We start from the raw sequence: 21,223 nt of genomic DNA, 5'->3' as shown, positions 1-21,223 counted from the left end.
CGTTTTGTGTTCTGAATATGCGCTACAAAACGACAGAATGGTTTGCGTTCGTCTACAGAGTTCGCGATTATCAGTACGATCCAGCAACACCGCTCGACAGGCGGTGATCGGGCGATGAGCGACTGGGTGCCGACGACGTGCATGCGGTGTGCGGTCGGCTGCGGGCACCTCCAGCGCGGTGCCGATATCGGGACCGGCATCGACGTGGTACGCGGGGACGCCGCGCACCCGGTCAATCAGGGGCTGGCCTGCCAGCGCGGCGTCCGGGAGACGTCCGATCCGCAGGGGGAGTGGCTGACTCGGCCGATGGTCCGCCGCGACGGCGAACTCGTCTCCACGACCTGGGACGTGGCGCTGTCGGAGGCGCTTCGGGCGTTCCAGGGTGCGGTCGACTCGGCTGGCGAGGTCGCGGTGCTCGGGAGCGGCCAGCAGACCAACGAGGCCGCCTACGCGCTGGGGAAGCTCGCCCGCGGCGGGTTCGGGACGCGCTACTACGACGCGAACACGACGCTGTGTATGGCCAGCGCCGTCACGGCCTACTACCAGGCGTTCGGCAGCGACGCGCCCCCGTGCAGCTACGACGACATCCCCGAGGCCGAGGCCCACGTCGTCTGGGGCGCGAACCCGGCCGCGGCCCATCCGGTCATGTTCCGGTGGATCCGTCAGGCCGCGAGCGACGAAGGGGTCGAGTTGCTCGCGGTCGACCCCGTCGAGACGGAGACGGCCGAGGCCGCCGACGCGCACGTCGCGCCCGATCCCGGCCAGGACCTGGCGCTCGCGCGGGCGGTGCTCGCCCGCATCGTCGAGACCGACCGGGTCGACGAGGGGTTCGTCGCCGAGGCCACCGAGGGGTTCGACGACCTGCGGGACGCCCTGCCCGACAGCGAGTCTGCGGCAGCGCGCGCTGGCGTCTCGACCGCAGACGTCGACAGACTCGCCGACGCGTTCGAGCGCGACGCCCTCTGTTACTGGGGGATGGGCGTCAACCAGCACGTCCAGGGGACCGACATCGCGCGGGCGCTGATCGACCTGTGTCTCGCGACCGGCAACCTCCGGCCGGGGAGCGGCCCGTTCTCGCTGACGGGTCAGGCCAACTCGATGGGTACCCGCGTCTGCTCGTGCAAGGGGACCTGGCCGGGGCAGCGGCCGTTCGCCGATCCCGACGAGCGCCGGACCGTCGCCGAGCAGTGGGACATTCCGGTCGAGCGTCTGCCGCCGGATCCCGGTCCCGGACCGGTCGGCATCGCCGAGGCGCTCGGCGACGAGGTGGAGGTGGCCTACACGGTCGCGACGAACCCCGTCGCGGGCATGCCAGACGCGAGCACCGCGAAAGAGAACCTCGAAGACGTCTTCCTCGTCGCGCAGGACGCCTTCCGGACGGAGACGACCGACCTCGCCGACGTGGTCCTGCCCGCGGCGACGTGGGGCGAGTCCGAGGGGACGGCGATGAACATGGAGCGGACCGTCTCGCGGGTGCGCGCGGCGACCGAGGCGCCGAGCGGTGTCTGGAGCGACCTGCGGATCATCTCGACGGTGGGCGCGCGCCTGTTCCCCGACCTGTTCGACGACCCCGATCCCGACCCGGAGGCGCTGTTCGACGAGTTCGCGGGCCTCACCGCGGGCACCGTCGCGGACATGTCGGGGATCACCTACGACCGCCTGGAGGACCTCAAGGCGCTCCGCTGGCCGGCGCCGGACGCCGAGACCGACGCAGGCTATCGCTACTACGACGGCGACGACGGCAACCGCGGCTACGTCCCGCGCGACGAGGACGAGCCGGCCCCCGACGAGACCGGCGAGGAGTCGTGGTCGTTCCCGACCGCGAGCGGGCTGGCGGGATTCTCGACCGCCCGGCAGGAGGGGCTCCCCGAACCCGTCGACGACGAGTACCCGCTCACGCTGACGACCGCCCGTGAGTCCGACGCCTACAACACGGGCGTTCGCTCGCGTGACGTGGACGACCTCGACCCGGTCGTCGCCCGGATCAACCCCGAGACGGTCGCCGAGAGCGACGCGATCAGGGACGGCGAGGTCGTCGTCGAGTCGCGCCGGGACGCAGTCCGCGCGTCCGTCGACCCGGACGCCGCCGTTCCGGAGGGCCTCGTCTGGCTCCCCATCCACCACCCGGCGACGAACCGGCTGACTATCGATGCGCTGGATCCCCAGTCGAAGGAGCCGAACTTCAAGCAATGCGCCGTCAGGCTCGTCGCGCCGGCTGACGAAACGGCCGCGACCGCCGACGCGCCCGTCCGCGCCGACGATTGACTCCCGGCCCGGAATTCGGCCCAGTTTCGACTCGCCAGTCGTCTGCCGCTCTCGTTTTCCCACTGCTCCGAACGATCAGCATGGCCGGTCAGACGGCGATCGCTACCCGCGTCCGGCGCGCGCCTCGCGTTCCCGCCGCCTGATCGGGGAGTGTCGGACCGATCGCTCGAAGTCGACGTCCGTCCGGTTTGCCGTCCACCGATTCGACGAATTACATCCTTATATCTACAGTATCCGTCCTAATATCGTTCGTCCGTCCAGTGGCGATAGTCTGTGGTTTACAAATTAAACAACTACCGTTATGTGGTTGGACTGTCCAACACATATCCGTAGAAAGGTGGACGTTCGAAATGAGATCGAGTAAAATACTGAATGGACGGGCGGAAATTGTGACTGATCGTGGGCCGAGGCTCTGCCAGCCAGAAGAGTCGGCAGTCGTCGACGAAGTGTCGGCCGCGACGACTACGGCACCGGCGGCCGCGGCGGGGGGGCACGCATGGGACTGATCAGGATGACCAAGTGGCGGACGCTGGCGCTCGCCACGGTCGGGTTCAACTTCTCGTTCCTGATCTGGTTCTCGTTCGCCCCGTTCACGGGGCCGATGGCCGCGGAGTTCGGCCTCTCGCTGGCCGAGATCGGGATCCTGGCGAGCGCGGCGATCTGGCTGGCGCCGTTCGGCCGGATCCTGACCGGCTGGCTCTCGGACAAGTCCGGTGCGCCGGCCGTCTTCGCCATCGTGCTCACGTACGTCGGCGTGTTCTCGATCGCGAGCGCGTTCGCCCAGAGCTACGCCGTGTTCTTCGTCGAGCGGCTCATCGTCGCGACGGCGGGGATCACGTTCGTCATCGGCATCCAGCACGTCTCCGAGTGGTTCGAGGAAGAACAGCTCGGGACGGCCGAGGGCATCTACGCGGGCGTCGGGAACGCCGGCGCCGCGGGGGGCGCGCTCGTTCTCCCGCGAGTGTTCGGGTCGAACTGGAGCGGACCGCTGTTCGAGACGAACTGGCGGGCCGCGTTCTTCTACACGGGGTGCGTCTCGATCCTGCTCGCGGTCGTCTACTACGCGCTCGGCGAAGCCGCCAAGAGCGAGGAGAAGCGACAGGCGACCGCCGAGTCGGCGAGCTTCGAGGGCTGGTTCTACACGGCGACGCGCTACGGGACGGTCGTGCTCGCGCTCGCGTACGTGATGACCTTCGGCCTCGAACTGTCGATGAACGGCTGGCTCGCGACCTACTACCGCGAGGGCTTCGACACCGACAACCTCGTGCTCGCCTCGACGTTCGCGGCCACGTTCTCCGTCGCCGCGGGTCTGCTGCGGCCCATCGGCGGCTACGTCAGCGACGTGCTCGCGCGCAAGGAGAGGAACATCATCCCGCTGTTCGAGGGGCGTTACCGCGAGCAGTGGACGTTCGTGACGCTCTGTTTCGTGGTCGTCTCGATGTTCGGCATGACGCTCGCCGGCCTCTCCGGGCAGGTGCTGGTCGCGGTCGGCGCCGGCTTCGTGGTCGGAATGGCCTGCGCCTTCGCCGAGGGGTCGATCTTCGCGCAGGTGCCGGCGATGTTCCCCAACAGCTCCGGGGCCGTCGCGGGCGTCGTCGGCGGCGTCGGGACGGTCGGCGGGATCGTCTACCCGCTGGTGTACTCCGCGCCGTTCCTGGCGAACCTGCACCTGGGGTACGCCGTCGTCGCCGTCTCGATGGTCCCCATCGTCCTGCTGGCGGCGTGGGTATTCCAGCCCCACATCGCCGAGATCGCGACCGAGAGCGGGTTCGTCAACGCCAGTCCGAACTCCGAGTCGCGGGTCCCGGGGGACGACTGAGATGCGGTCGGCGCTCCTGCTGAGCGAGATCGGGAGTGCGGACCCAGAGGACGGCGAGCCGCCCCTCGACCGAGTCGCTGCGGCCGTCGGATCCGTCGTCGACGAAGTCGTCGTCGCCTGTCGCGACGACCGCCGGAGCGCGGTCGCCGACGCGCTGAGCGACGTCGACCACCGTCTGGCGGTCGACCCGGTCGCGGACGAGGGACCGGTCGCGTCTATCCGGACCGGCGTCCGCGTGGCCAGCAGCGACCGCGTCGCCGTCGTCGCCGGCGACGTGCCGACGGTCGACGCGCCGCTCCTCGAAGACCTCTTCGACGCGTGCGACGCCGCCGCGGTCCCCCGGAGCGACGGCCGGCTCCACCCGCTCCACGCGGTCTACGAGGCCGACGCCGCTCGGGTCGCCTGCGACCGCACGCTCGCTTCCGGATCGGGTCGCCTCTACGACGTGCTCTCGCGGCTCGATCCGGTCGTCGTCGACGCGGACGCGCCCGACGTCGACGCCCATCCGTTGACCGTCGGCTCGCACGCGGACCTCGTGACCGCCTCCGACCGACTGGGCACCTGACCGCCCGGTCAGTTCCGCCACGCGACCCCACCCAAATGCGTTTAAGGTCTTTGTATTTCGAGCGTTCGTCCGGATTTCGAGAGTGTATTCGAACTTTGTAAACGATTACGCTTATGTTCGTCGAACTTGGCTAGATAAAACGTAAATCAGAAGACGTGCGTTCGGATATCCGCCGAAATTGCGGACAAACACAAACGGAGGGACCCAATGCCACACAAGAAGGAAGCCTGGAAGGACGAACTGTACGGCGACGCGGTGCGCGAGAAAATAGAGGAGTTCGCGGAGAAGGGGTGGGAGTCGATCCCCGAGGAGGAGCGCGACGAGTGGTTCGCCCGCTTCAAGTTCTGGGGCGTGTTCCACCACCGCGGCGGCCAGGAGAGCTACTTCATGATGCGCCTCACCAACTGCGGGGGCGTGCTGGAGCCGGGTCAGCTACGGACCATCGGTGAAGTCGCCCGCGACTACGCCAGAGGCCCCGTCGAGAACCCCGAGTTCGGCAACGGCTGGGTCGACTTCACGACGCGGCAGTCGATCCAGCTCCACTGGCTCAAACTGGAGGACGTCCCCGAGATCTGGGACAAGCTAGAGGCCGTCGGCGTCTCCTCCCGGTCGGCGGGCGGGGACACGATGCGTAACATCTCCGGCTGTCCCGTCGCCGGCAAGGCCGAGGAGTACGTCGAGAGCCGCGAGCTCCTGGACGAGATCCAGGCGGACATCCGCGACGACGACGACCTCTGTAACATGCCCCGGAAGTTCAACATCTCGGTGACCGGGTGCAAACAGGGCTGTGCGCAGGACTCGATCAACGACATCGGGCTCGAACCCGCCCGGAAGCTCATCGACGGCGAGGAGGTCAAGGGGTTCAACGTCCGCGTCGGCGGCGGCCTCGGCGGTCGAGAGCCACGGGCGGCGCGCCCGCTGGACATGTTCGTCACCCGCGACCAGGCCAAGGAGACGGTCCGGACGTTCGTCGAGCTCTACCACGAGGAGGGCAACCGCGAGAACCGCTCGAAGAACCGCGCGCGCTTCTTCGTCGACGAGTGGGGCACCGACGAGATCCGCGAGGCGATGGACGAGCGCCTGGACTTCGAACTGGAGCGCGCGGGCACGGACTTCCGCGGCGAGTACACCTACAACGCGGGCAAGTCCGCCGAGCGCGGCGCCCACGACCACGTCGGCGTCTACGACCAGAAGGACGACAGGAACTACGTCGGCCTCTCGGTCCCGGTCGGGCGGATGCCCGCCGAGGACGCCATCGAACTCGCCGACCTGGCCGACGCGTACGGCTCCGGCGAGATCCGGCTCTCGCGCCGCCAGAACCCGCTGATCATGGACGTGCCGGACGGCCGGCTCGCGAACCTCCTCAACGAGGACCTGCTGGAGACCTACCAGCCCGAGCCCAACCCCTTCGAACAGGGCGCGATGGCCTGCACCGGGACGGAGTTCTGCTCGATCGCGCTGACCGAGACGAAGACGCGGATGGCCCGCCTGCTGCAGTGGCTCGGCGAGGAGGTCGACCTGCCCGCCGACGTCGACCGCATCAAGATGCACTACTCGGGCTGTACGGCCGACTGCGGGCAGGCGATGACCGCAGACATCGGCATGCAGGGCATGCGCGCGCGGAAGGACGGCGAGATGGTCGAGGCGATGGACGTCGGCGTCGGCGGCGGCGTCGGCGAGGACCCCTCGTTCATCGAGTGGGTGCGCCAGCGCGTGCCCGCCGACGAGGTGCCCGGAATGATCCGGAACCTCGTCGAGGCCTACGCAGCGCTGCGCGAGGAGGGCCAGACCTTCCGCGAGTGGGTCGACGCCACCGGCCACGAGACCATCGTCGAACTCGCCGAACCCGAGGAGGTCGAGGGCTACGAAGACCCGTGTCTCACCGACGCCAAGCAGTCGTGGTACCCCTTCGCCGACGGGGAGAGCCCCGCGCCCACCGACGCCGAGGGCCAACCGCTCTCGGCCGACGACTGACCATGCGCGAAGAACGCCCTCACTCTGAGCGGGCCCGGAGTCGCCGCGACGCCGACGCCGCACCTGATGCCGCCTTCGACGTCGCGCCGGAACTGTTCGGGACGAGTGCGCCCGCCGACGGACGTCGGGTCGCGGACGACACCGCCCGGTAGGGCGCCAGAAGTGTTTCGAATCGCTGTGCTACCGACCGAATCGAACGGGTATCAGTCCGCGTGAGCGGTGTAGCCGGAGGCGTCGTTCGACGACCGAGTCGTGTCGGTCGTCGCCGCGCGGGCGGCGGCGCCGTCCGTCGGGTTGAACCGGTGGGGCGACCGCATGAGCGCGATGAGCGACCACATGGTCGCCGCGGCCGTCGAGCCGACCGCCGACATGGTCATCCCGAGCGTGAAGAACGTCGTCCCGTAGACGAGGCCGATGCACGCGGAGGGGAGCGCGGTCCCCAGCGGCACGCGGGCGCTCGCGTCGCGTAGCGTCGGGAGGAGCACGCACAGCGAGAAGACGCTGCCGCAGAGGAAGACGAGGTCCTGCCAGATCATTTTCCGTCACCGTTCGAGTCGTTGGAGAGCTGCGTCGTTGTCATCGACCTACCGTAGGATAGGGCGGGGATAAAAATCTTACTCGGTCGCGAGTAAACAATTAATTACGTTTCGGGACGGTACCACACATCGCGATAGCCGGTCGCACGCTCCTGCCGCTGGACCGGCTTCTCATCCCCCGTACCGGGTCGAAAGCCGCTCTTACCGGGAACCGGGAGCCCCTTACCCCGCCCGGTCGAAGGGGATGGAAATGGCAGTCGTCACCAACGGAGGCGTCGACCTCTACTACGAGGCGAAAGGCGATCCGACTCCGCCGGAGGACGCCGACCGCGATGTGGACGCGGTCGCGTTCGTCAACCCGGCGGGCTACGGCGCGTGGGTGTGGGGCTGGCAACACGCCGCGCTGGCCTCCGGTTTCGAGACGGTCGTCTGGGACCTCCGGGGCACCGGCCGGTCGGACGCGCCCGCGGGGCCCTACACAGTCGAAACGCTCGCGGGCGACCTCGAAGCGGTGCTCGCGGACCACGGCGTCGCCGACGCGCACGTCGTGGGCGCCGGACTCGGCGGAATGGTCGCCCTGGAGTACGCCCACCGGTACGGGCGCGCGACGTCGCTGACGCTGTTCGCCAGTGCGGCGAGCGGCGACCGCGTCGACGCCGACGCCCTCGACTCGCTGTTCGTACCGCGCGAGGACCCCGCCGCGCTCCGGGCGTCGCTGCGCAACGCGTTCGCGGCGGACCTGGACGCCCACGAGGACGTGGTGTCCGATATCGTCGGCTGGCGCCGCGAGGAAGACGCCGACCGCGGGGGGTTCGAGGCCCAGGCCGCCGCGATGCGAGCCTTCGATCGGTCGGACTCGCTCTACGAGATCACGGCGCCCGCGCGGGTCTACCACGGGGTCGACGACGCGGTGGTTCCCGCGGACGCGGGTCGGGACCTGGCCGACGGTCTCCCCCGGGGCGAGTTCACGGCCGTCGAAGGGGGCCACCTCTGCTTTATCGAAGAGAGCGCGGCGGTCAACGACGCGCTCCTCGGCGCGTTCGACGGGACGGAGTGACCGCGGGCGCGGCGACGGCCGCGAGCGGTCGGTAACTTTACACTCGTGACTCCCATCGTCAGGGGTATGTCAGGTGACGAGTCCGGGAACGACGGCGATCCCGACGGCGCCGACGACAACTGGGTCAGCGACAGCGTCGACGAAGGCGACGCGTCCCCAGTCGACGACGGACAGCCGACCGACGCCGGCGGGGCCGATCAGTCGGCGGACGGCGGCCCCACCGGGAGTCCAAAGAAGGGGCCGGACGAGAAGTTCTGCGCCGAGTGCGGCGCGGTCATCAACGAGAAGGCGGAGATCTGCCCGGAGTGCGGCGTCCGCCAGCCGGGCATGGGGTCGAGCGACGACGAGCGACTCATCGCCGCGCTGCTCGCCATCTTCCTGGGCGCGTTCGGCGCCCACAAGTTCTATCTCGGTCAGACCGGTCTGGGGATCCTCTACCTGTGTTTCTTCTGGACGATGATCCCCGGACTCATCGGTATCGTGGAGGGGCTGATCTACCTCTCGAAGAGCGACGAGGAGTTTCACCGGCAGTACATGCAGGACTGAACGGGACGGCCGGCGCCGCGCTCGGCGCCGAACCGAACTCCGTCCCGGCCTCGCCCGCACTCGACGGTATCTCCTCTCGCATCACGAGCCCCACGAGTACTATCGCTGTCACTCGGTCTCGCTCGGCGATCGGACGGTCCACCTCTGCGCGCGCTGTAGCGGCGTCTACCCGGGGATTCTCGTCGCTCTCGCGCTCGTCCTGACCGGGACGGCGACGGCGGCGTGGCCCTGGCTGGTCGCCTGCGGACCGGCGCCCGCGCTGGTCGACTGGGCGGCCACGACGTTCACCGACCGCCGCGGGTCGAACGCCCTCCGGACAGTCTCGGGCGCCCTGCTCGGCCTCGGGTACGGGGTCGCGGTGCCGTGGTTTCTGATCGACCGACCGCCGTGGCTCCTCGGCGTGGCTGGGGCGTACGGGGGCGTCGCAGCCGTGTCGCTTGTCCGGGTGCGCGGAGACGAGACCACTGAACGGGCCGAGAGAGACAGCGACGACCGCGGCACCCGTTCGCACGGGCCGTAGTACTGCCCCGGTGGACAGCCTTTTACTCGGCGAGTACGTCCGTTCCGACGATGACACGGCCGCGCATCGCCCTGTTGAACGCAGCCCACGAGGCCGAGGGCAACCGGCGGAACTTCCGCCGCGAGCTGGCCGCCGACCTGACGGAGTTTCACCTCCCCGGCGGCGACCTCCCGGAGACGTACGACTTCGACGGCGTCGTCGTCACCGGCTCTCGCGCCTCCGTGTACTGGGACGAGGAGTGGATCGACCCCACGAAGGAGTGGGTCGAGGCGGCGATCGACCGCGGACTCCCCTGTCTGGGCGTGTGTTACGGCCACCAGCTGCTCGCCGACGTGCTCGGCGGGACGGTCGAGTCGATGGGCGAGTACGAGATCGGGTACCGCACCGTCGAACACACCGGCGACGACGTCCTGTTCGACGGCGTCGACCCCGCGTTCACGGTATTCACGACCCACTCGGACGCCGTCGTCGAACTCCCGCCGGGCGCCGAGCGCCTCGCTACCAACGACTACGGCGTCCACGGCTTCCGCAGAGACCGCGTCTTCGGCGTCCAGTTCCACCCCGAGTACGACATGCAGACCGCCGAAGAAGTGACGAAGGGGAAGGACCTCCCCGAGGAACGGATCCAGTCCGTCCTCGACGGGATCACCCCCGAGAACTTCGACGCCGCCTGCGAGGCCAAGCAGGTCTTCGACAACTTCGTCGCGTTCGTCCGCGAGGTCGACGTCAACGGCGTCGAGGCGCCGGGCGCCGAGGACACCGTCGGCGAGGACGCCGTCGCCGCCGACGACTGAGCAGAGACACCTCCGCCCCTGCGCTCCGGCGTTCACAGTCAGGCTTTTTTGTCGGACCCGAGACACGCTCGTACGACGGCTCTCACGATGACAGACCCAACAGCCGACCTGACGGATCTGCGGGCCGACATCGACCGGATCGACGCCGAGATCGCGGACCTGATCGCCGAGCGAGTCGAGCGGGCGGAGGCGGTCGCCGACGTGAAATCGAGCGCGGGGCGGGCCCTCGTCGACGAGGACCGCGAGGCGACCGTCGCGTCCCACCACGCGACGCTGTTCGCAGAGCGAGGGCTGGACCCCGACGACGGCCGGGCGCTCGCCGAGTTCCTGATCGACGTGGCGCTCGACCGGGAGCGGACGGTCGACGGCGAGGCCTGATAGACCCGCGTTACGTCCCGATTCCGTACTGGCTGTAGTCCAGACGGGCGGGCCCCGCCTGGGCGACCTCGCCGTCGACGAGACAAGGGGCGTCGACGCCGCGGTCGAACCGGCGGTTCCCGTTGCCGTCGGTGTAGACGACGACCTGCACCAGGTGGGGGCCAGTGAACGACCGATCGAGGTCGAACCCGAACCCATCGACGTGGTAGCGTCCGGGTCCGTAGTCCGCGTCGAAGGAGGTGCCCGCAAGTTCCCCGTCGACGTAGGCGACGAGGAAGATGCTCGTGTTCGCGGGCAGGGTGTAACTCACGCGGACGCTGCGCTGCGTCCAGCCGCCCATACTGTTCTGGGGGTCCGAGAACCCGATCCAGAGGTTCTCGTCGCACGGCTCGGCCGCCGCCCGAAGCGGGACCGGCGTGGCCGCGACCGGCGTCGGCGTCCTCGTCGGTGTCTCGGTGTCGGTGACGCTCGGTGTCAGCGTCCCATCAGGCGGAGTTGTCGAGGCGATATCTGCGGTCTCGACGGGTGACGCGGCTGTCGGCGCGGGCGAGGGCTGCGCGCTCGGCGCACTACACCCCGCGACGACCACGACCAGACAGACGGCCGCGAGGACGAGCGACCGCATCTTATCGAACGTTCGCCACGTCCGGTAAGTACTTTGTCGTGTTCGACACCCGACTGCGGGCCAGCGAGTGTTTTTCACGACTGCCTCCCAAGGTCGGTCATGCTCGATTACGTGGATCTCGAGGCGGATCTGAGCGAGGAGGAGCGGCTCATCCGCGACACCGCCCGGGAGTTCGTCGACGAGGAGGTTCGGCCGGACATCGGCGACCACTTCGAGGCCGGCACGTTCCCCGAGGGCCTGATCACCGAGATGGGCGAGTTGGGATTCTACGCGCCCAACCTCGACCACGAGTCGACGGCGAACGTCGGCGAGCGCGCCTACGGGTTGCTGATGCAGGAACTGGAGGCCGGCGACTCGGGGGTCCGATCGATGGCCTCGGTCCAGGGTGCGCTCGTGATGTACCCGATCCACGCGTTCGGCTCGGAGGCCCAGCGCGAGCGCTGGCTCCCGGATCTGGCCGACGGTTCCGCGGTGGGCTGTTTCGGCCTCACCGAACCCGACCACGGGTCGAACCCGAGCGCGATGGAGACACGCGCTGAGCGGGCCGACGACGGAGGGGGCTACGTACTGAACGGCTCGAAGACGTGGATCACGAACGCACCCATCGCCGACGTGGCGCTCGTGTGGGCGAAGGACCGCTCTGCCGAGGGGAGCCCCGTCCGGGGGTTCCTCGTCGAGACCGACCGCGACGGGATCGAGACGAACCACATCGACGGGAAGCTCTCGATGCGCGCCTCCATTACTGGCGAGATATCCCTCGCCGACTGCTACGTCCCCGCGGAGAACGTCCTCCCGGACGTGTCGGGGATGAAGGGGCCGCTCTCGTGTCTCACGCAGGCCCGGTTCGGCATCGCGTGGGGCGCCGTCGGCGCGGCGCGGGACTGCTTCGAGGCGGCCCGCGAGTACGCGACCGACCGCGAGCAGTTCGGTGGACCGATCGCGCGCTTCCAGCTCCAGCAGGAGAAGCTCGCCGACATGGCGACCGATATCACGACCGCGCAGTCGCTCGCCTATCGGCTCGCCGACCTCAAGGAACGTGGCGACCTGCGGCCCCAGCAGGTGTCGATGGCCAAGCGCAACAACGTCCGGACCTGCCGCGAGGTCGCCCGCACCGCCCGGGAGATGCTCGGCGGCAACGGCATCACGACCGACTACTCGCCGATGCGCCACCTCGCGAACGTCGAGACAGTCTACACGTACGAGGGGACCGACGACATCCATACGCTGATCCTCGGGGAGGACCTGACCGGCATCGCGGCCTTCGAGTAGTCATCGCGTCCGAATCGGCGCGATGTCGGTCAGCGACCGGCATCGCGGCCTGTCTCCCATGGAACTTATAGGGAAACACTGCGACCACCAGGCGATGGCAAACGGGTACGTCGGGCTGCTGGCGGTGTTCACCTACTTCGGGTTCGCGCTCGCGTCGCCGGTCGTCGCGCTCGTCGCGTGGGGGCTCTCGAAGCGCCGCGAGTCGTTCAGAATGGCGCTCGGGAGCGTGATGGCCGGGTCCGTCGGTCTGCTCGCCGCGGTCGCGACCGCGCTCGCGCTGTTCGTCGACCCCGGCGCCGGCCTCACGTTCGCCCTGGTTGCCGCTGCCGCGGCGCTCGTGCTGGCGGCGTTCCCGCTCCTCATCGGCCGGCAACTGCTGGACCGGTGGACGCCGCTCGGCCCCGACGAGGCCCTGGAGTACGCGACGCTCGGCTGGCCGGTCGCGATGGTCCTCAGTGCCGTGTTCTTCGTCGCGCCGGGCGGTCTCGGCCGCTACAACGTCCTGTTCCTCTCGGGAGGCGCCGCGGCCGTCGCCTGGCTGGTGCTCGCGGTCGTCGTCACGCTCGGCCCCGCGTTGGCCGGCCTCGGCTTCTACCGCGCCGTCGAGCGCTACGCCTGACCGGCCGCGTCGGGGATCGCTGGATCGTCCGGGGTTCGTCGGCGACACAAGACTTTTGCCGGACCCGAGTCCAGCCTCGATCGTCTTCTCGCCGGCCGGAGCCGCAGCACCGCTCCGGCCGGTCGCCGCCCGTCACGCGGCGAGATCCATGACACAGGACGTCCACGACGCGCTCGCGGCGAACTTCGAGCGCTACGAGATCCGCGAACAGCTCCACGACGTACCGCCCCACGCCGTCTACGAGGTCCGCGTCGACGGCCGACGGGCGGTCTGCAAGGTCGCCCGCGGTGAGGCCGCCGACCCTGAGACGGAGGCGGCCGTCGTCGACCACGTCGACCGCCGCACCGACCTGCCGGTCCCGAGCGTGCTCGCCGCCGGCGACGGCTACTTCGTCGCCTCGTGGCTCGACGGACTCCCCGCGGAAGACGAGGTCCCCGACCCCGACGAGATCGACGCGGTCTACGCTCGTGCGCTGGGCCGAGGTCTCGCCCGGCTGCACGACGCCACGGCCGAGACGTTCGCCAGGCCGGGGTTCCCACGACCCGGCGGCGGCGACGGCCGGCTCGCGGTCGACGCGCGCGACCGCTGGGTCGGCGTCGTCCGGGGCCTCCTCGACCGGTTCGCGAACTACCTCGCCGATACGGAGTGGGTCGACCCCGTCCGCGAGGCGCGAGCGCTGGTCGAGGACTGTCCCGACCTCTTCGCCGGGGCGGGCGCTCCCGTGCTCTGCCACGGGAACGCGCTACCCGACCACGTCGGATTCGAGACGGACGCGAGCGGCGATCCGACCGAGGTCGCCGCGCTCGTCGACTTCGAGCACGCGCTGGTCGCGCCGGGCGAGTACGACTTCTGGCGGACGGCGATCCCGGTGTTCGGTCGCCCGGGCGCAGACGCGCCGCGGCCCGCCCTGTCGGCGTTCCGCACCGGCTACGAGTCGGTCCGGCCGCCCCCCGGCGGCTTCGAGCGGCGGCGCGACGGCTACCGGCTCGTGAATCTCGCGTCGTACTTCGTCGCGCTCGACGTGCAGAACGGAGGGATCGGTACAGAAGAACGGCCGCAAGCAGAAGGGATGGCCGAGGCGGTCGCCGAGACGGTTCGGTCGATACGCGACCGACGGCGATAGTACGCCGCGGTCGCCGGGGGACTGCCGGCGCTCGGCCGGGTTTCGACCGGCGTCTCCTCAGCTCAGGTGAACCGCCCGGTCTCGGTCCCGCAGTCGGTACAGCGGGTCACCAGCGCCTCGCGGTCGTCGGCCATCTCGACGGCGTTTTCCGTGCGGCCGCCGCAGTCGGGGCACTCCCGGAGCATCTCGGTCCGGCGGGCGTCGCGCGGTGCGCCCATCGCGAGCGCGACGCAGCGCTCGTCGCCGGCGTTCCGACCGAGTTGCCACTCGCCGGGCGCGAAGCGGACGGCTTCGCCGGCCGAGACCTCCACGTCGCCGTCCTCGGTCTCGAAGGTCGCCGTCCCGTCGACGACGTAGAAGACCTCCTCCTGCTCGGGGTGGCGGTGGTAGCCGAACCCGAAGCTGTCGCCGGGTTCGAGTTCGTAGTAGTTGAGGGCCAGTTCCTCGGCGTCGAGCGCGGCCGAGAGCGCCCGTTTGTCGGCGGCCGGTCCCATCCGGCGCTCGCAGTCGTCGCGGGAGACGCGTTTCATGCGGGGAGGTTGCGCAGCGAGTCAGTAAAGTCTCGCGGGGACACGGGGCGGGCCGAACGGGGGCGTCACTCGGCGCGGTCGATGTCCAGATCCTCTTCGATGCCGTCGAGCCAGTCCGAGTCCGCGATCTCTTCCATCTGCTCGCGGAAGTGCGTCTTGCAGACCCCGACCTTGACGCCGTCTTTCTCGACCGCGATCTCGGCCTCGCGGTCGCAGTAGTGACACTGCATACCCGGCCTTGGAACCGAGGGGCATTGAACCCTACGACACCGGACGCCGCGCGTCTGACGCCGCCGCCAGACGGCCGTTCCCACGAGGGAACTGGCCCCGCCGGCGGCGGTCACGGATCGACGCCGAGCGCGACTGCGACCCGCTCGAACTCCCGAGCGGAGAGGCCGGCCTCCCCGAGCGATCGGTCGTGCGCGTCGCTCCCGCCGGTGACGAGACAGTCGTTGCGATCGGCGACCTCCCGGACGTGGGCCTCGTCGAGGGTTCCGGTCGAGTCGGTGTGCCCGCGGGCGCCGTAGGGGTAGACGGCTTCGAGCGCGTCGAGTCGCGGCGCCAGGTCGAGGGCGGCCTCGGGATCCGGGTAGCGCAGCGGGTGGGCGAGTCCGACGAGGTCGCACGCCTCCGCGAGCAGCTCTCGGCCGCGCTCGAACGAGGGCACGTCCCTGGCGACGTAACAGGGGTCGCCCTCGCCGATGAGGTCGTCGAAGACCTCCGGGATCGCGTCGTAGTCGGCGTCGCTGGCGACGACCGCGCGCGCGATGTCCGGCCGGCCCAGCCCCGGCCCGGGGTCGATCCCGAGGTCGACGCCCAGCCGGTCCTCGACGCACTCGACGATGGCGCGGCCGCGCTCGACGCGGTCGCGCTGGAGGCGGTCGATCTCGGCGGTGAGCGCGTCGGTCGGCCGGGCGCCGTAGCCCAGCAGGTCGACCCGCTGGTCGCCGGCGTCGACGCGGAGCTCGATCCCGTGGATCAGCGTGATGCCGTCGCGTTCGACGACGGGGGCGTCGAGGGCGGGATGGAGGCGGTCGTGGTCGGTGATCGCGACGGCGTCGAGGCCGGCGGCCCGCGCCGCGGGGGCGACCTCGTCGTAGCGGAAGGTTCCGTCGGAGTTCGTCGTGTGGACGTGGAGATCCGCGGCGACCATACCTCCGCATGTCTCCGAGGCGGCAAGCCGGTTGCGGTCCGCCCGGGCGCTGGCGCGGTCGGTGTCGCCGACCTACTTGTCGAGGAAGTCCGGGCGGTCGGTGGCGTCTATCTCGTCGGGGTTTGGCTTCTCGATGCCGCCGAACTTGTCGACCGCCTCGGGCAGGCCGTCGCGGCCGCCGGTCGGGACGTCGTCCTCGTCGATGGTGACGACGTCGCCCTCGACGAGTTCGTCCCACACCGCCTCCTCGTCGGCGTCGCCGGCGGGCGCGGCCTCGCGGCCCTCGTTTTTCCCCTCGCGGAACGCGAGTTCGACCATGCTCTTGGTGTAGGCGGTGTCCATCTCGTCGTGGACGGCCTCGAACTCCTCGCGGTTGTACTCCCCGAGGGACTCCGCGACGCCGAGCGCGTACGCCCGCTCGGTCGCCTCGTCCTGGTCGAGGGCCGACCACGCCGTGCCGTACTTCTCGTCGTACAGACCCATGGGTCAGGCCTCGACTTTCTTGTCCGGCATCACCCGCAACCCCTTGTTCGAGAAGTCGATGGCCCTGATGTCGCAGTCGATGGCGGTCCCGCGCATCTTGATCACCTGGACGCCGCGGGTCATCCCGCCGGACTCCAGGTAGTTGTGGAAGAAGATGACGCCGTGGGCGAGGTAGTGCTCGTCGGCGTACGAGGAGGGGTCGGTCATCTCCGAGATGAGGACGACCGTCGTCCCCGTCTGTTTGAGCGCGGAGAGGAAGCCGGTGATCTCGTCGGAGACGTCGTTGAAGAAGTGCTGGAGGAGCATCGTCGAGTCGATGACCGCGCGGTCGATGTCCTGCTGTTCGAGGAAGGCCACGATGCGGTTGGTCAGCCCGCCCTCGGTCCCGAACTGGGTGATGGTCCGCTTGCCGCTGTCGGTCATCAGGTTGAGGAACTGGATCTTCCCCGAGGCCATCACCTGGTCGAAGCCGAAGTCGTAGCCCGACATGTCCTGCATCAGCTCCTCCTTGGTCTCGTGCATCGTCACGTAGAGGCAGTTCTCCCCCGCTTTGGCGCCCTGGGTGATGAACTGCGAAGAGAAAGTCGTCTTCCCGCTGCCCGGAGGACCACTCACCACGTAGAGCCTGTCTTTCAGGAGGCCGCCCTGGACGATCTCGTCGAATCCAGGAACGCCGCTTGAGACGCGCATACAGAGGAATGTCCGGTCCGGGTATAGACCTTTACCCCCTATTTTTCACGGCTGATAATCGTTCCAATATGGAAACCGATCGCCCGCGGTGCCGCGTCGAGCGCACTCAGCGGAGCTGGGCGAGGCACTTCCGGCAGTAGGTGTAGGTCGGTTCGTCGGCGTTCGGTGCGCCGCAGTGCGGACAGTGGACGCCGTCTTCCCCCTCGTCCCCCTCCTCGGATTCCTCGCCCCCGAGCGGCCGGTTCGGGTCGCCGACCGAGCGACCGGGATCCCCCGACTGGGGCGGCGAGGCCTCGTTCGACTCCAGCGAGACGCCACCCAGCGACCGGTCGTCCGAGAAGTACCGAACCAGCAACAGCTGGAAGAGGGTGAACCCGACGAGGTAGACGACTATCCAACCCCAGGGTTCCATATCATGTTATTCGTTGCCACGACACTTGGGTGTTTGGCCGGCAAGGCCGTAGTCCGCCGAACGGCCTTCGGCGGCCCGTCTCCCTCGGACTCTCGTCTCATGCCACGAACCGTTCGAGGCGATCGCTGACGCGGGGGAGGAGCACCACAAGGGGGAGGCCGCCGAGAATCACTCCGTGCGCGGCGGTGTTTCCGACGACGCTCACCGACGCCCCGACGTAGCCCGCGCTCGCTTCGAACGCGAGGTACGCGACCCCTTCGAACGCCGCCTGGACGAACGCGCCCAGCGTCGCCCCGACCAGTAGCGACCGCGGCCGCCGGGGGTCGGTGCTGACCTCGTGGACGTACCAGCCGAAGGCGGTGAATCCGACGACGTAGCCGATGAACCCGACCGGGTCGTCGAGTTCGTACCCCTCGAAGACGTCGATCACGCCCTCGCCGAGCGCTGCGCCCAGTCCGACCGACAGCGTCGGGATGCCGAATCTTGCGACGGCGATCAGGAGATACGGGGCGAAAAACGGCTTCAGGTCTACGTCGACGGCGGTCTCGCCGAACGACTCCGTGATCAACAGCCCCAGGATGAACAGCACCGCGCTCGCCGCGCCCAGCATCGCGTTTCGCGCCATCGGGCCCGGCCCGCGTTCCGGTCGGTCGCTCGCCCCCGGCGGCCGGCGGGACTCTGTTGCCATCGTCTGCTCGACGGCGATTCGGTACAAAACCCCTGCTATGACCGAACCCGCTGTCTATCGGGAGATATATACCGATCATATCAACGTTGAAATTCACCACTTCCCCAGACCGGCGTAGTGACAGCCGTACTGCGGAACACAGACCGCGACCTCGCTCAGACCCTGATGACCGGTTTCTGGGTGCTGTTCACGGTCGCGTACCTCGCGTTCTTCTACCTGTTCCGGGACGCTCGGGAGATAGCCGACGCCAGCCTCGACGGCTACCTCGAAGTCATCCTGCTCGGGATACCGACAGTCGTCTTGCTCGCCGGGTCGATGTGGCTACGTGACGCGGACGTGGACCGCGAGCTGCGGCCGCGGATCGTCGGGTGGACGGTAGGGATGACGCTGTTTTTCGCGCTCGCGATGTACGCCGCGTTGTTCGTCGTGGAGACGCGCTTCGACCACGGGGAACAGTGGCTGATACTCATGCTGTCCGTCGGGTTCGGCGCGTCTTCGGGGACGGTGATGGGCGTCCTCGCGGTGCGGTCGAAACAACGCGAACGCGAGCGGAATCGTTCGCAGGCCGTGGCCCGCCGCAAGGAACGCGAACGGAGTCAGCTCGAGTACCTGAACCACTACCTCAGACACGAGGTGCTGAACGAGGCCCAGAAGATAAACGGGTACGCGACGCTCCTGGCCAGGGACGCCGAGGCGGACGGCGACGGCGCGGCGTATCTGGAGACGATCCGCGACAGCAGCGACGAGATAGCGGCGTTCGTCGGGTCGATCCGGACCGTCCTGGACGCGTCCGACCACGAACCCGACCTCACCGCGGTCGACCTCCGGGCCGTGATCGAAGCGGAAGTCGAACAGGTCCGCCGCACGCACCCGTCGGTCGCCGTCGAGACGAGCGGCCCCGAGTCGGCGGCGGCGCTGACCGGCGAGCTCGTCAACCGCGTGTTCCGGAACTTGCTCGAGAACGCCATCGAACACAACGGGTCGGACCTCTCGATCGCCGTCGACGTCTCTGTCGACGACGACTGGGTCACCGTCGGGATCCGCGACGACGGATCGGGCGTCTCGCCGGAGGAACGAGAGAGCCTCTTCGAGCCGCCCGAAGCCGGTGACCACGGCTATGGCCTCTTTCTGACGAAGAACCTCGTCCAGGTCTACGGCGGCACGATCGCGCTCGCCGAAACCGGGCCCGACGGCACGGAGTTCGCCGTCCGATTCCCCGCCGCGGGCGGCAGCTCCGACACCGCTGCGGCGAGGCGATCGAGACAGCGACTCGCCGTTTGATCAGGCGTCGATCGAACCGCGACCGAGCCCCGCGAGGAGCGGGCGTCGGCCGATCACCACGTTTTTTGCGCCAGGATCGTGTCGCCTCGATACAATGCCTGCCCCTGCAGATCGCTCCCCGTCCCGCCGCCGGTTCCTCCGTGCGAGCGGTGGTCTCGCGGCCGCACTCGGCCTGTCCGGGTGCGTCGTCTCGACCCAGCCGTACACGGAGACCTCCGACCGCGAGTTCGACCCCGGGAACGCCGAGGCGCTGGCCGTCCAGACCGACTCGGGCGACGTGTCTCTTTCGGCCACCAGCGGCGGCGTGGTCTCCGGCACAGTCCGGAAAGAGTCCCGGTCCGGCCGCGACGCGCTCGATCAGGTGACCGTCGAGGGGAACGTCGAAGACGGCACGCTGACGATCGCGCCGCAGCGCCCGGACGAGCGCGTGAACGTCACCGTCTCGCTCGACCTCTCCGTCCCGGAGGACCTGCCTGTCGTCGAGGTCGCCTCCGAGAACGGCGACGTGAACGCCGACGGCGTCGCCGGCGACGGGACCTACCGGACCGACAACGGCGACATCGAGGTGCGCTCCGTCGACGGCTTCGTCGCCGTCGAGTCGACGAACGGCGACGTCTCCGCGAGCGACGTCGCGGGCCTCGACGGCGCGCTGACCTCCAACGGCGACGTGACCGTCGACGTGCCCGCGCTCCGCGGCGACGCGACCTGCCGGTCGAACAACGGCGACGTGACCGCGGCGGTGCCCGAGGACCTGGGCGCGGCAGTCAGCCTGCGGACGAGCAACGGCGACGCCGAGACCTCGGGCGTCTCGCTGACGGTCGACGAGTCGACCGAGCACCGGATCGAAGGGGTGCTCGGCGGGAGCGAAGGCGGCGAGAGCGCCGAGCACACGCTCGAACTCCGGTCGACGAACGGGGACGTGACGCTGCTCGGACTCGGCGAATAAGCCCGTTCTCCGGACCCGCGACGGGCGGTCAGTCGCCCGGTGGCTGGCGGTCCCGGCCGAACTCGTCGAAGACGTTCAGGTTCTCGGGGAGGTCGTAGTCGAGTTTGCGCGACTCGCGGCGGTCGACGTTGGCGCCCTCCAGGTCGTCGGCCACCGGTTCCCAGCCGTCCTTGACGGCGATGGACTTGGCGGGCGTCCCCGCTGCGATGTGGTGGGCGGGGACGTCCTTCCCGGCGATCGACTTGGCGGCGAGGACGCTGTTCTCCCCGAGGCGGACGCCCGCGCGGACCATCGAGTCGTAGGTGACGCGCACGTCGTCTTCGATGACGGTGTGGTAGTTGTCGACGGCGGTCTGGTCGTTGACGTCGTGGTCGTGGCTGTAGACGTGGGCGTCGTCGGAGATGGAGACGCGGTCGCCGATGGTCAGCGTGCCGCGGTCGTCGAGGTGGACGTCGTCGTGGATGACGACGTTGTCGCCGACGGAGATGTTGTGCCCGTAGGTGAACGTGATCCCCTTGAAGAAGCGGCAGTCCTCGCCCACGTCGGCGAAGAGGTGGTCGGCGAGCATCCGGCGAAATCGCAGCGCGAACTCGACGTTGTCGGCCATGGGCGTGGCGTCGAACTGGCGCCAGAGCCACTGGAGGTACTTCGTGCGTTCGAACTCGCCGTCGTCCATCGCTTCGACCTCCGCGTAGTACTCGCTCTCCAGGGTGACGTTGCAGGGGTCGTAGCCCTGGAGGCGGACGCGCTCGGCCGGCGAGACGGACTCGCCGGACTGCCAGCGCTCGTAGGCCTCGCGGTCGCCGAACAGGTCGACCAGCACGTCCTCGACCACGTCGCAGGTGTCCTCGTCGCCGCGGAGGCGCTCGTCGACCTCCTCGATGAACGCGTGGATGCCTTCCTCGCCGCCCGGAGGGAGCGAGACGTGGCGCTTTGTCATACCCGTCGAT

The 21,223-nt window shown here is 69.1% G+C and carries 24 protein-coding genes and 1 pseudogene; 15 read left to right on the top strand and 10 right to left on the bottom strand.

The annotated features are described in order from the left end of the window. The first annotated feature begins 114 nt into the window (after positions 1-114). The 5 genes from nasA to PSC72_RS16180 all read left to right on the top strand — a co-directional run bounded on the left by nasA (position 115) and on the right by PSC72_RS16180 (position 6,775). The gene (gene nasA / locus PSC72_RS16200; protein ID WP_274322460.1) at positions 115-2,265 is read left to right on the top strand and encodes an assimilatory nitrate reductase NasA; all 2,151 of its coding nucleotides are present in this window, start codon (positions 115-117) and stop codon (positions 2,263-2,265) included. A gap of 511 nt (positions 2,266-2,776) precedes the next feature. Continuing rightward, a complete protein-coding gene (locus tag PSC72_RS16195) occupies positions 2,777-4,084 on the top strand; it encodes an MFS transporter (RefSeq protein WP_382261869.1) in 1,308 nt (435 codons plus the stop codon). A gap of 1 nt (position 4,085) precedes the next feature. Beyond that, the gene (gene mobA / locus PSC72_RS16190) at positions 4,086-4,649 is read left to right on the top strand and encodes a molybdenum cofactor guanylyltransferase (RefSeq protein WP_274322458.1); all 564 of its coding nucleotides are present in this window, start codon (positions 4,086-4,088) and stop codon (positions 4,647-4,649) included. Between the two features lie 207 nt (positions 4,650-4,856). After that, positions 4,857-6,623: a nitrite/sulfite reductase gene (locus tag PSC72_RS16185; protein WP_274322457.1), complete on the top strand. Its 1,767-nt coding sequence runs from the start codon at positions 4,857-4,859 to the stop codon at positions 6,621-6,623. 2 nt (positions 6,624-6,625) lie between these two features. Next, positions 6,626-6,775, top strand: coding sequence for a hypothetical protein (locus tag PSC72_RS16180; protein WP_274322456.1), 150 nt, complete (start codon positions 6,626-6,628; stop codon positions 6,773-6,775). 51 nt (positions 6,776-6,826) lie between these two features. Here the strand turns inward: PSC72_RS16180 and PSC72_RS16175 are convergent, their stop codons facing one another. Further along, positions 6,827-7,159, bottom strand: coding sequence for a hypothetical protein (locus PSC72_RS16175; RefSeq protein ID WP_274322455.1), 333 nt, complete (start codon positions 7,157-7,159; stop codon positions 6,827-6,829). 250 nt (positions 7,160-7,409) lie between these two features. Here PSC72_RS16175 and PSC72_RS16170 point away from each other — a divergent pair, with 250 nt between their 5' ends. The 5 genes and pseudogenes from PSC72_RS16170 to PSC72_RS16155 all read left to right on the top strand — a co-directional run bounded on the left by PSC72_RS16170 (position 7,410) and on the right by PSC72_RS16155 (position 10,454). Continuing rightward, positions 7,410-8,216, top strand: a complete 807-nt coding sequence (locus tag PSC72_RS16170; protein ID WP_274322454.1) for an alpha/beta fold hydrolase — start codon at positions 7,410-7,412, stop codon at positions 8,214-8,216. A 66-nt stretch (positions 8,217-8,282) separates the two neighbouring features. Further along, positions 8,283-8,762 carry a TM2 domain-containing protein gene (locus PSC72_RS16165; RefSeq protein ID WP_274322453.1) on the top strand — a complete coding sequence of 160 codons (480 nt, stop codon included), beginning with the start codon at positions 8,283-8,285 and terminating at the stop codon, positions 8,760-8,762. 169 nt (positions 8,763-8,931) lie between these two features. Further along, positions 8,932-9,282: pseudogene (locus PSC72_RS25630) on the top strand (hypothetical protein); the annotation flags it as partial. Between the two features lie 50 nt (positions 9,283-9,332). Then, a complete protein-coding gene (locus PSC72_RS16160; protein ID WP_274322452.1) occupies positions 9,333-10,076 on the top strand; it encodes a type 1 glutamine amidotransferase in 744 nt (247 codons plus the stop codon). Between the two features lie 87 nt (positions 10,077-10,163). After that, complete coding sequence (locus PSC72_RS16155; RefSeq protein WP_274322451.1) at positions 10,164-10,454, top strand: chorismate mutase; 291 nt, start codon at positions 10,164-10,166, stop codon at positions 10,452-10,454. Positions 10,455-10,464: 10 nt separating this feature from the next. Here the strand turns inward: PSC72_RS16155 and PSC72_RS16150 are convergent, their stop codons facing one another. Next, positions 10,465-11,079 (bottom strand): hypothetical protein, encoded by a 615-nt coding sequence (locus PSC72_RS16150; RefSeq protein ID WP_274322450.1) that lies wholly within the window; start codon positions 11,077-11,079, stop codon positions 10,465-10,467. A gap of 99 nt (positions 11,080-11,178) precedes the next feature. Here PSC72_RS16150 and PSC72_RS16145 point away from each other — a divergent pair, with 99 nt between their 5' ends. The 3 genes from PSC72_RS16145 to PSC72_RS16135 all read left to right on the top strand — a co-directional run bounded on the left by PSC72_RS16145 (position 11,179) and on the right by PSC72_RS16135 (position 14,090). Next, positions 11,179-12,348, top strand: coding sequence for an acyl-CoA dehydrogenase family protein (locus tag PSC72_RS16145; protein WP_274322449.1), 1,170 nt, complete (start codon positions 11,179-11,181; stop codon positions 12,346-12,348). A gap of 94 nt (positions 12,349-12,442) precedes the next feature. Continuing rightward, a complete protein-coding gene (locus PSC72_RS16140) occupies positions 12,443-12,967 on the top strand; it encodes a hypothetical protein (RefSeq protein ID WP_274322448.1) in 525 nt (174 codons plus the stop codon). A 148-nt stretch (positions 12,968-13,115) separates the two neighbouring features. Continuing rightward, positions 13,116-14,090, top strand: a complete 975-nt coding sequence (locus tag PSC72_RS16135; protein WP_274322447.1) for a phosphotransferase family protein — start codon at positions 13,116-13,118, stop codon at positions 14,088-14,090. 62 nt (positions 14,091-14,152) lie between these two features. Here PSC72_RS16135 and PSC72_RS16130 read toward each other — a convergent pair whose 3' ends face one another. The 7 genes from PSC72_RS16130 to PSC72_RS16100 form a co-directional block, all read right to left on the bottom strand. After that, positions 14,153-14,620 carry a cupin domain-containing protein gene (locus PSC72_RS16130; protein WP_274322446.1) on the bottom strand — a complete coding sequence of 156 codons (468 nt, stop codon included), beginning with the start codon at positions 14,618-14,620 and terminating at the stop codon, positions 14,153-14,155. Positions 14,621-14,685: 65 nt separating this feature from the next. Beyond that, positions 14,686-14,850 (bottom strand): DUF6757 family protein, encoded by a 165-nt coding sequence (locus tag PSC72_RS16125; RefSeq protein WP_006882760.1) that lies wholly within the window; start codon positions 14,848-14,850, stop codon positions 14,686-14,688. 110 nt (positions 14,851-14,960) lie between these two features. Next, positions 14,961-15,773: a PHP domain-containing protein gene (locus PSC72_RS16120; protein ID WP_274322445.1), complete on the bottom strand. Its 813-nt coding sequence runs from the start codon at positions 15,771-15,773 to the stop codon at positions 14,961-14,963. Between the two features lie 72 nt (positions 15,774-15,845). Further along, on the bottom strand, positions 15,846-16,256 hold the full coding sequence (locus tag PSC72_RS16115; RefSeq protein ID WP_274322444.1) for a hypothetical protein: 411 nt from the start codon (positions 16,254-16,256) through the stop codon (positions 15,846-15,848). A 3-nt stretch (positions 16,257-16,259) separates the two neighbouring features. Next, positions 16,260-16,946, bottom strand: coding sequence for an RAD55 family ATPase (locus PSC72_RS16110; RefSeq protein WP_274322443.1), 687 nt, complete (start codon positions 16,944-16,946; stop codon positions 16,260-16,262). A gap of 106 nt (positions 16,947-17,052) precedes the next feature. Then, entirely contained in the window at positions 17,053-17,358 is a 306-nt protein-coding gene (locus PSC72_RS16105; protein WP_274322442.1) for a DUF7577 domain-containing protein, read from the bottom strand. Between the two features lie 97 nt (positions 17,359-17,455). Continuing rightward, the gene (locus PSC72_RS16100; RefSeq protein WP_274322441.1) at positions 17,456-18,046 is read right to left on the bottom strand and encodes a hypothetical protein; all 591 of its coding nucleotides are present in this window, start codon (positions 18,044-18,046) and stop codon (positions 17,456-17,458) included. A 117-nt stretch (positions 18,047-18,163) separates the two neighbouring features. Between PSC72_RS16100 and PSC72_RS16095 the strand changes: the two genes are divergently transcribed. Together PSC72_RS16095 and PSC72_RS16090 are read left to right on the top strand one after the other, a co-directional pair. Beyond that, positions 18,164-19,327, top strand: a complete 1,164-nt coding sequence (locus tag PSC72_RS16095; RefSeq protein ID WP_274322440.1) for a sensor histidine kinase — start codon at positions 18,164-18,166, stop codon at positions 19,325-19,327. Positions 19,328-19,421: 94 nt separating this feature from the next. Beyond that, on the top strand, positions 19,422-20,273 hold the full coding sequence (locus PSC72_RS16090; RefSeq protein WP_274322439.1) for a DUF4097 family beta strand repeat-containing protein: 852 nt from the start codon (positions 19,422-19,424) through the stop codon (positions 20,271-20,273). Positions 20,274-20,301: 28 nt separating this feature from the next. Here the strand turns inward: PSC72_RS16090 and PSC72_RS16085 are convergent, their stop codons facing one another. Then, complete coding sequence (locus PSC72_RS16085) at positions 20,302-21,213, bottom strand: acyltransferase (RefSeq protein WP_274322438.1); 912 nt, start codon at positions 21,211-21,213, stop codon at positions 20,302-20,304. Between the last annotated feature and the right edge of the window lie 10 nt (positions 21,214-21,223).

It is taken from the genome of Halosimplex aquaticum, from assembly GCF_028747785.1.
GTDB classification, from domain to species: domain Archaea; phylum Halobacteriota; class Halobacteria; order Halobacteriales; family Haloarculaceae; genus Halosimplex; species Halosimplex aquaticum.
This window is presented reverse-complemented; position numbering and strand designations above follow the sequence as displayed.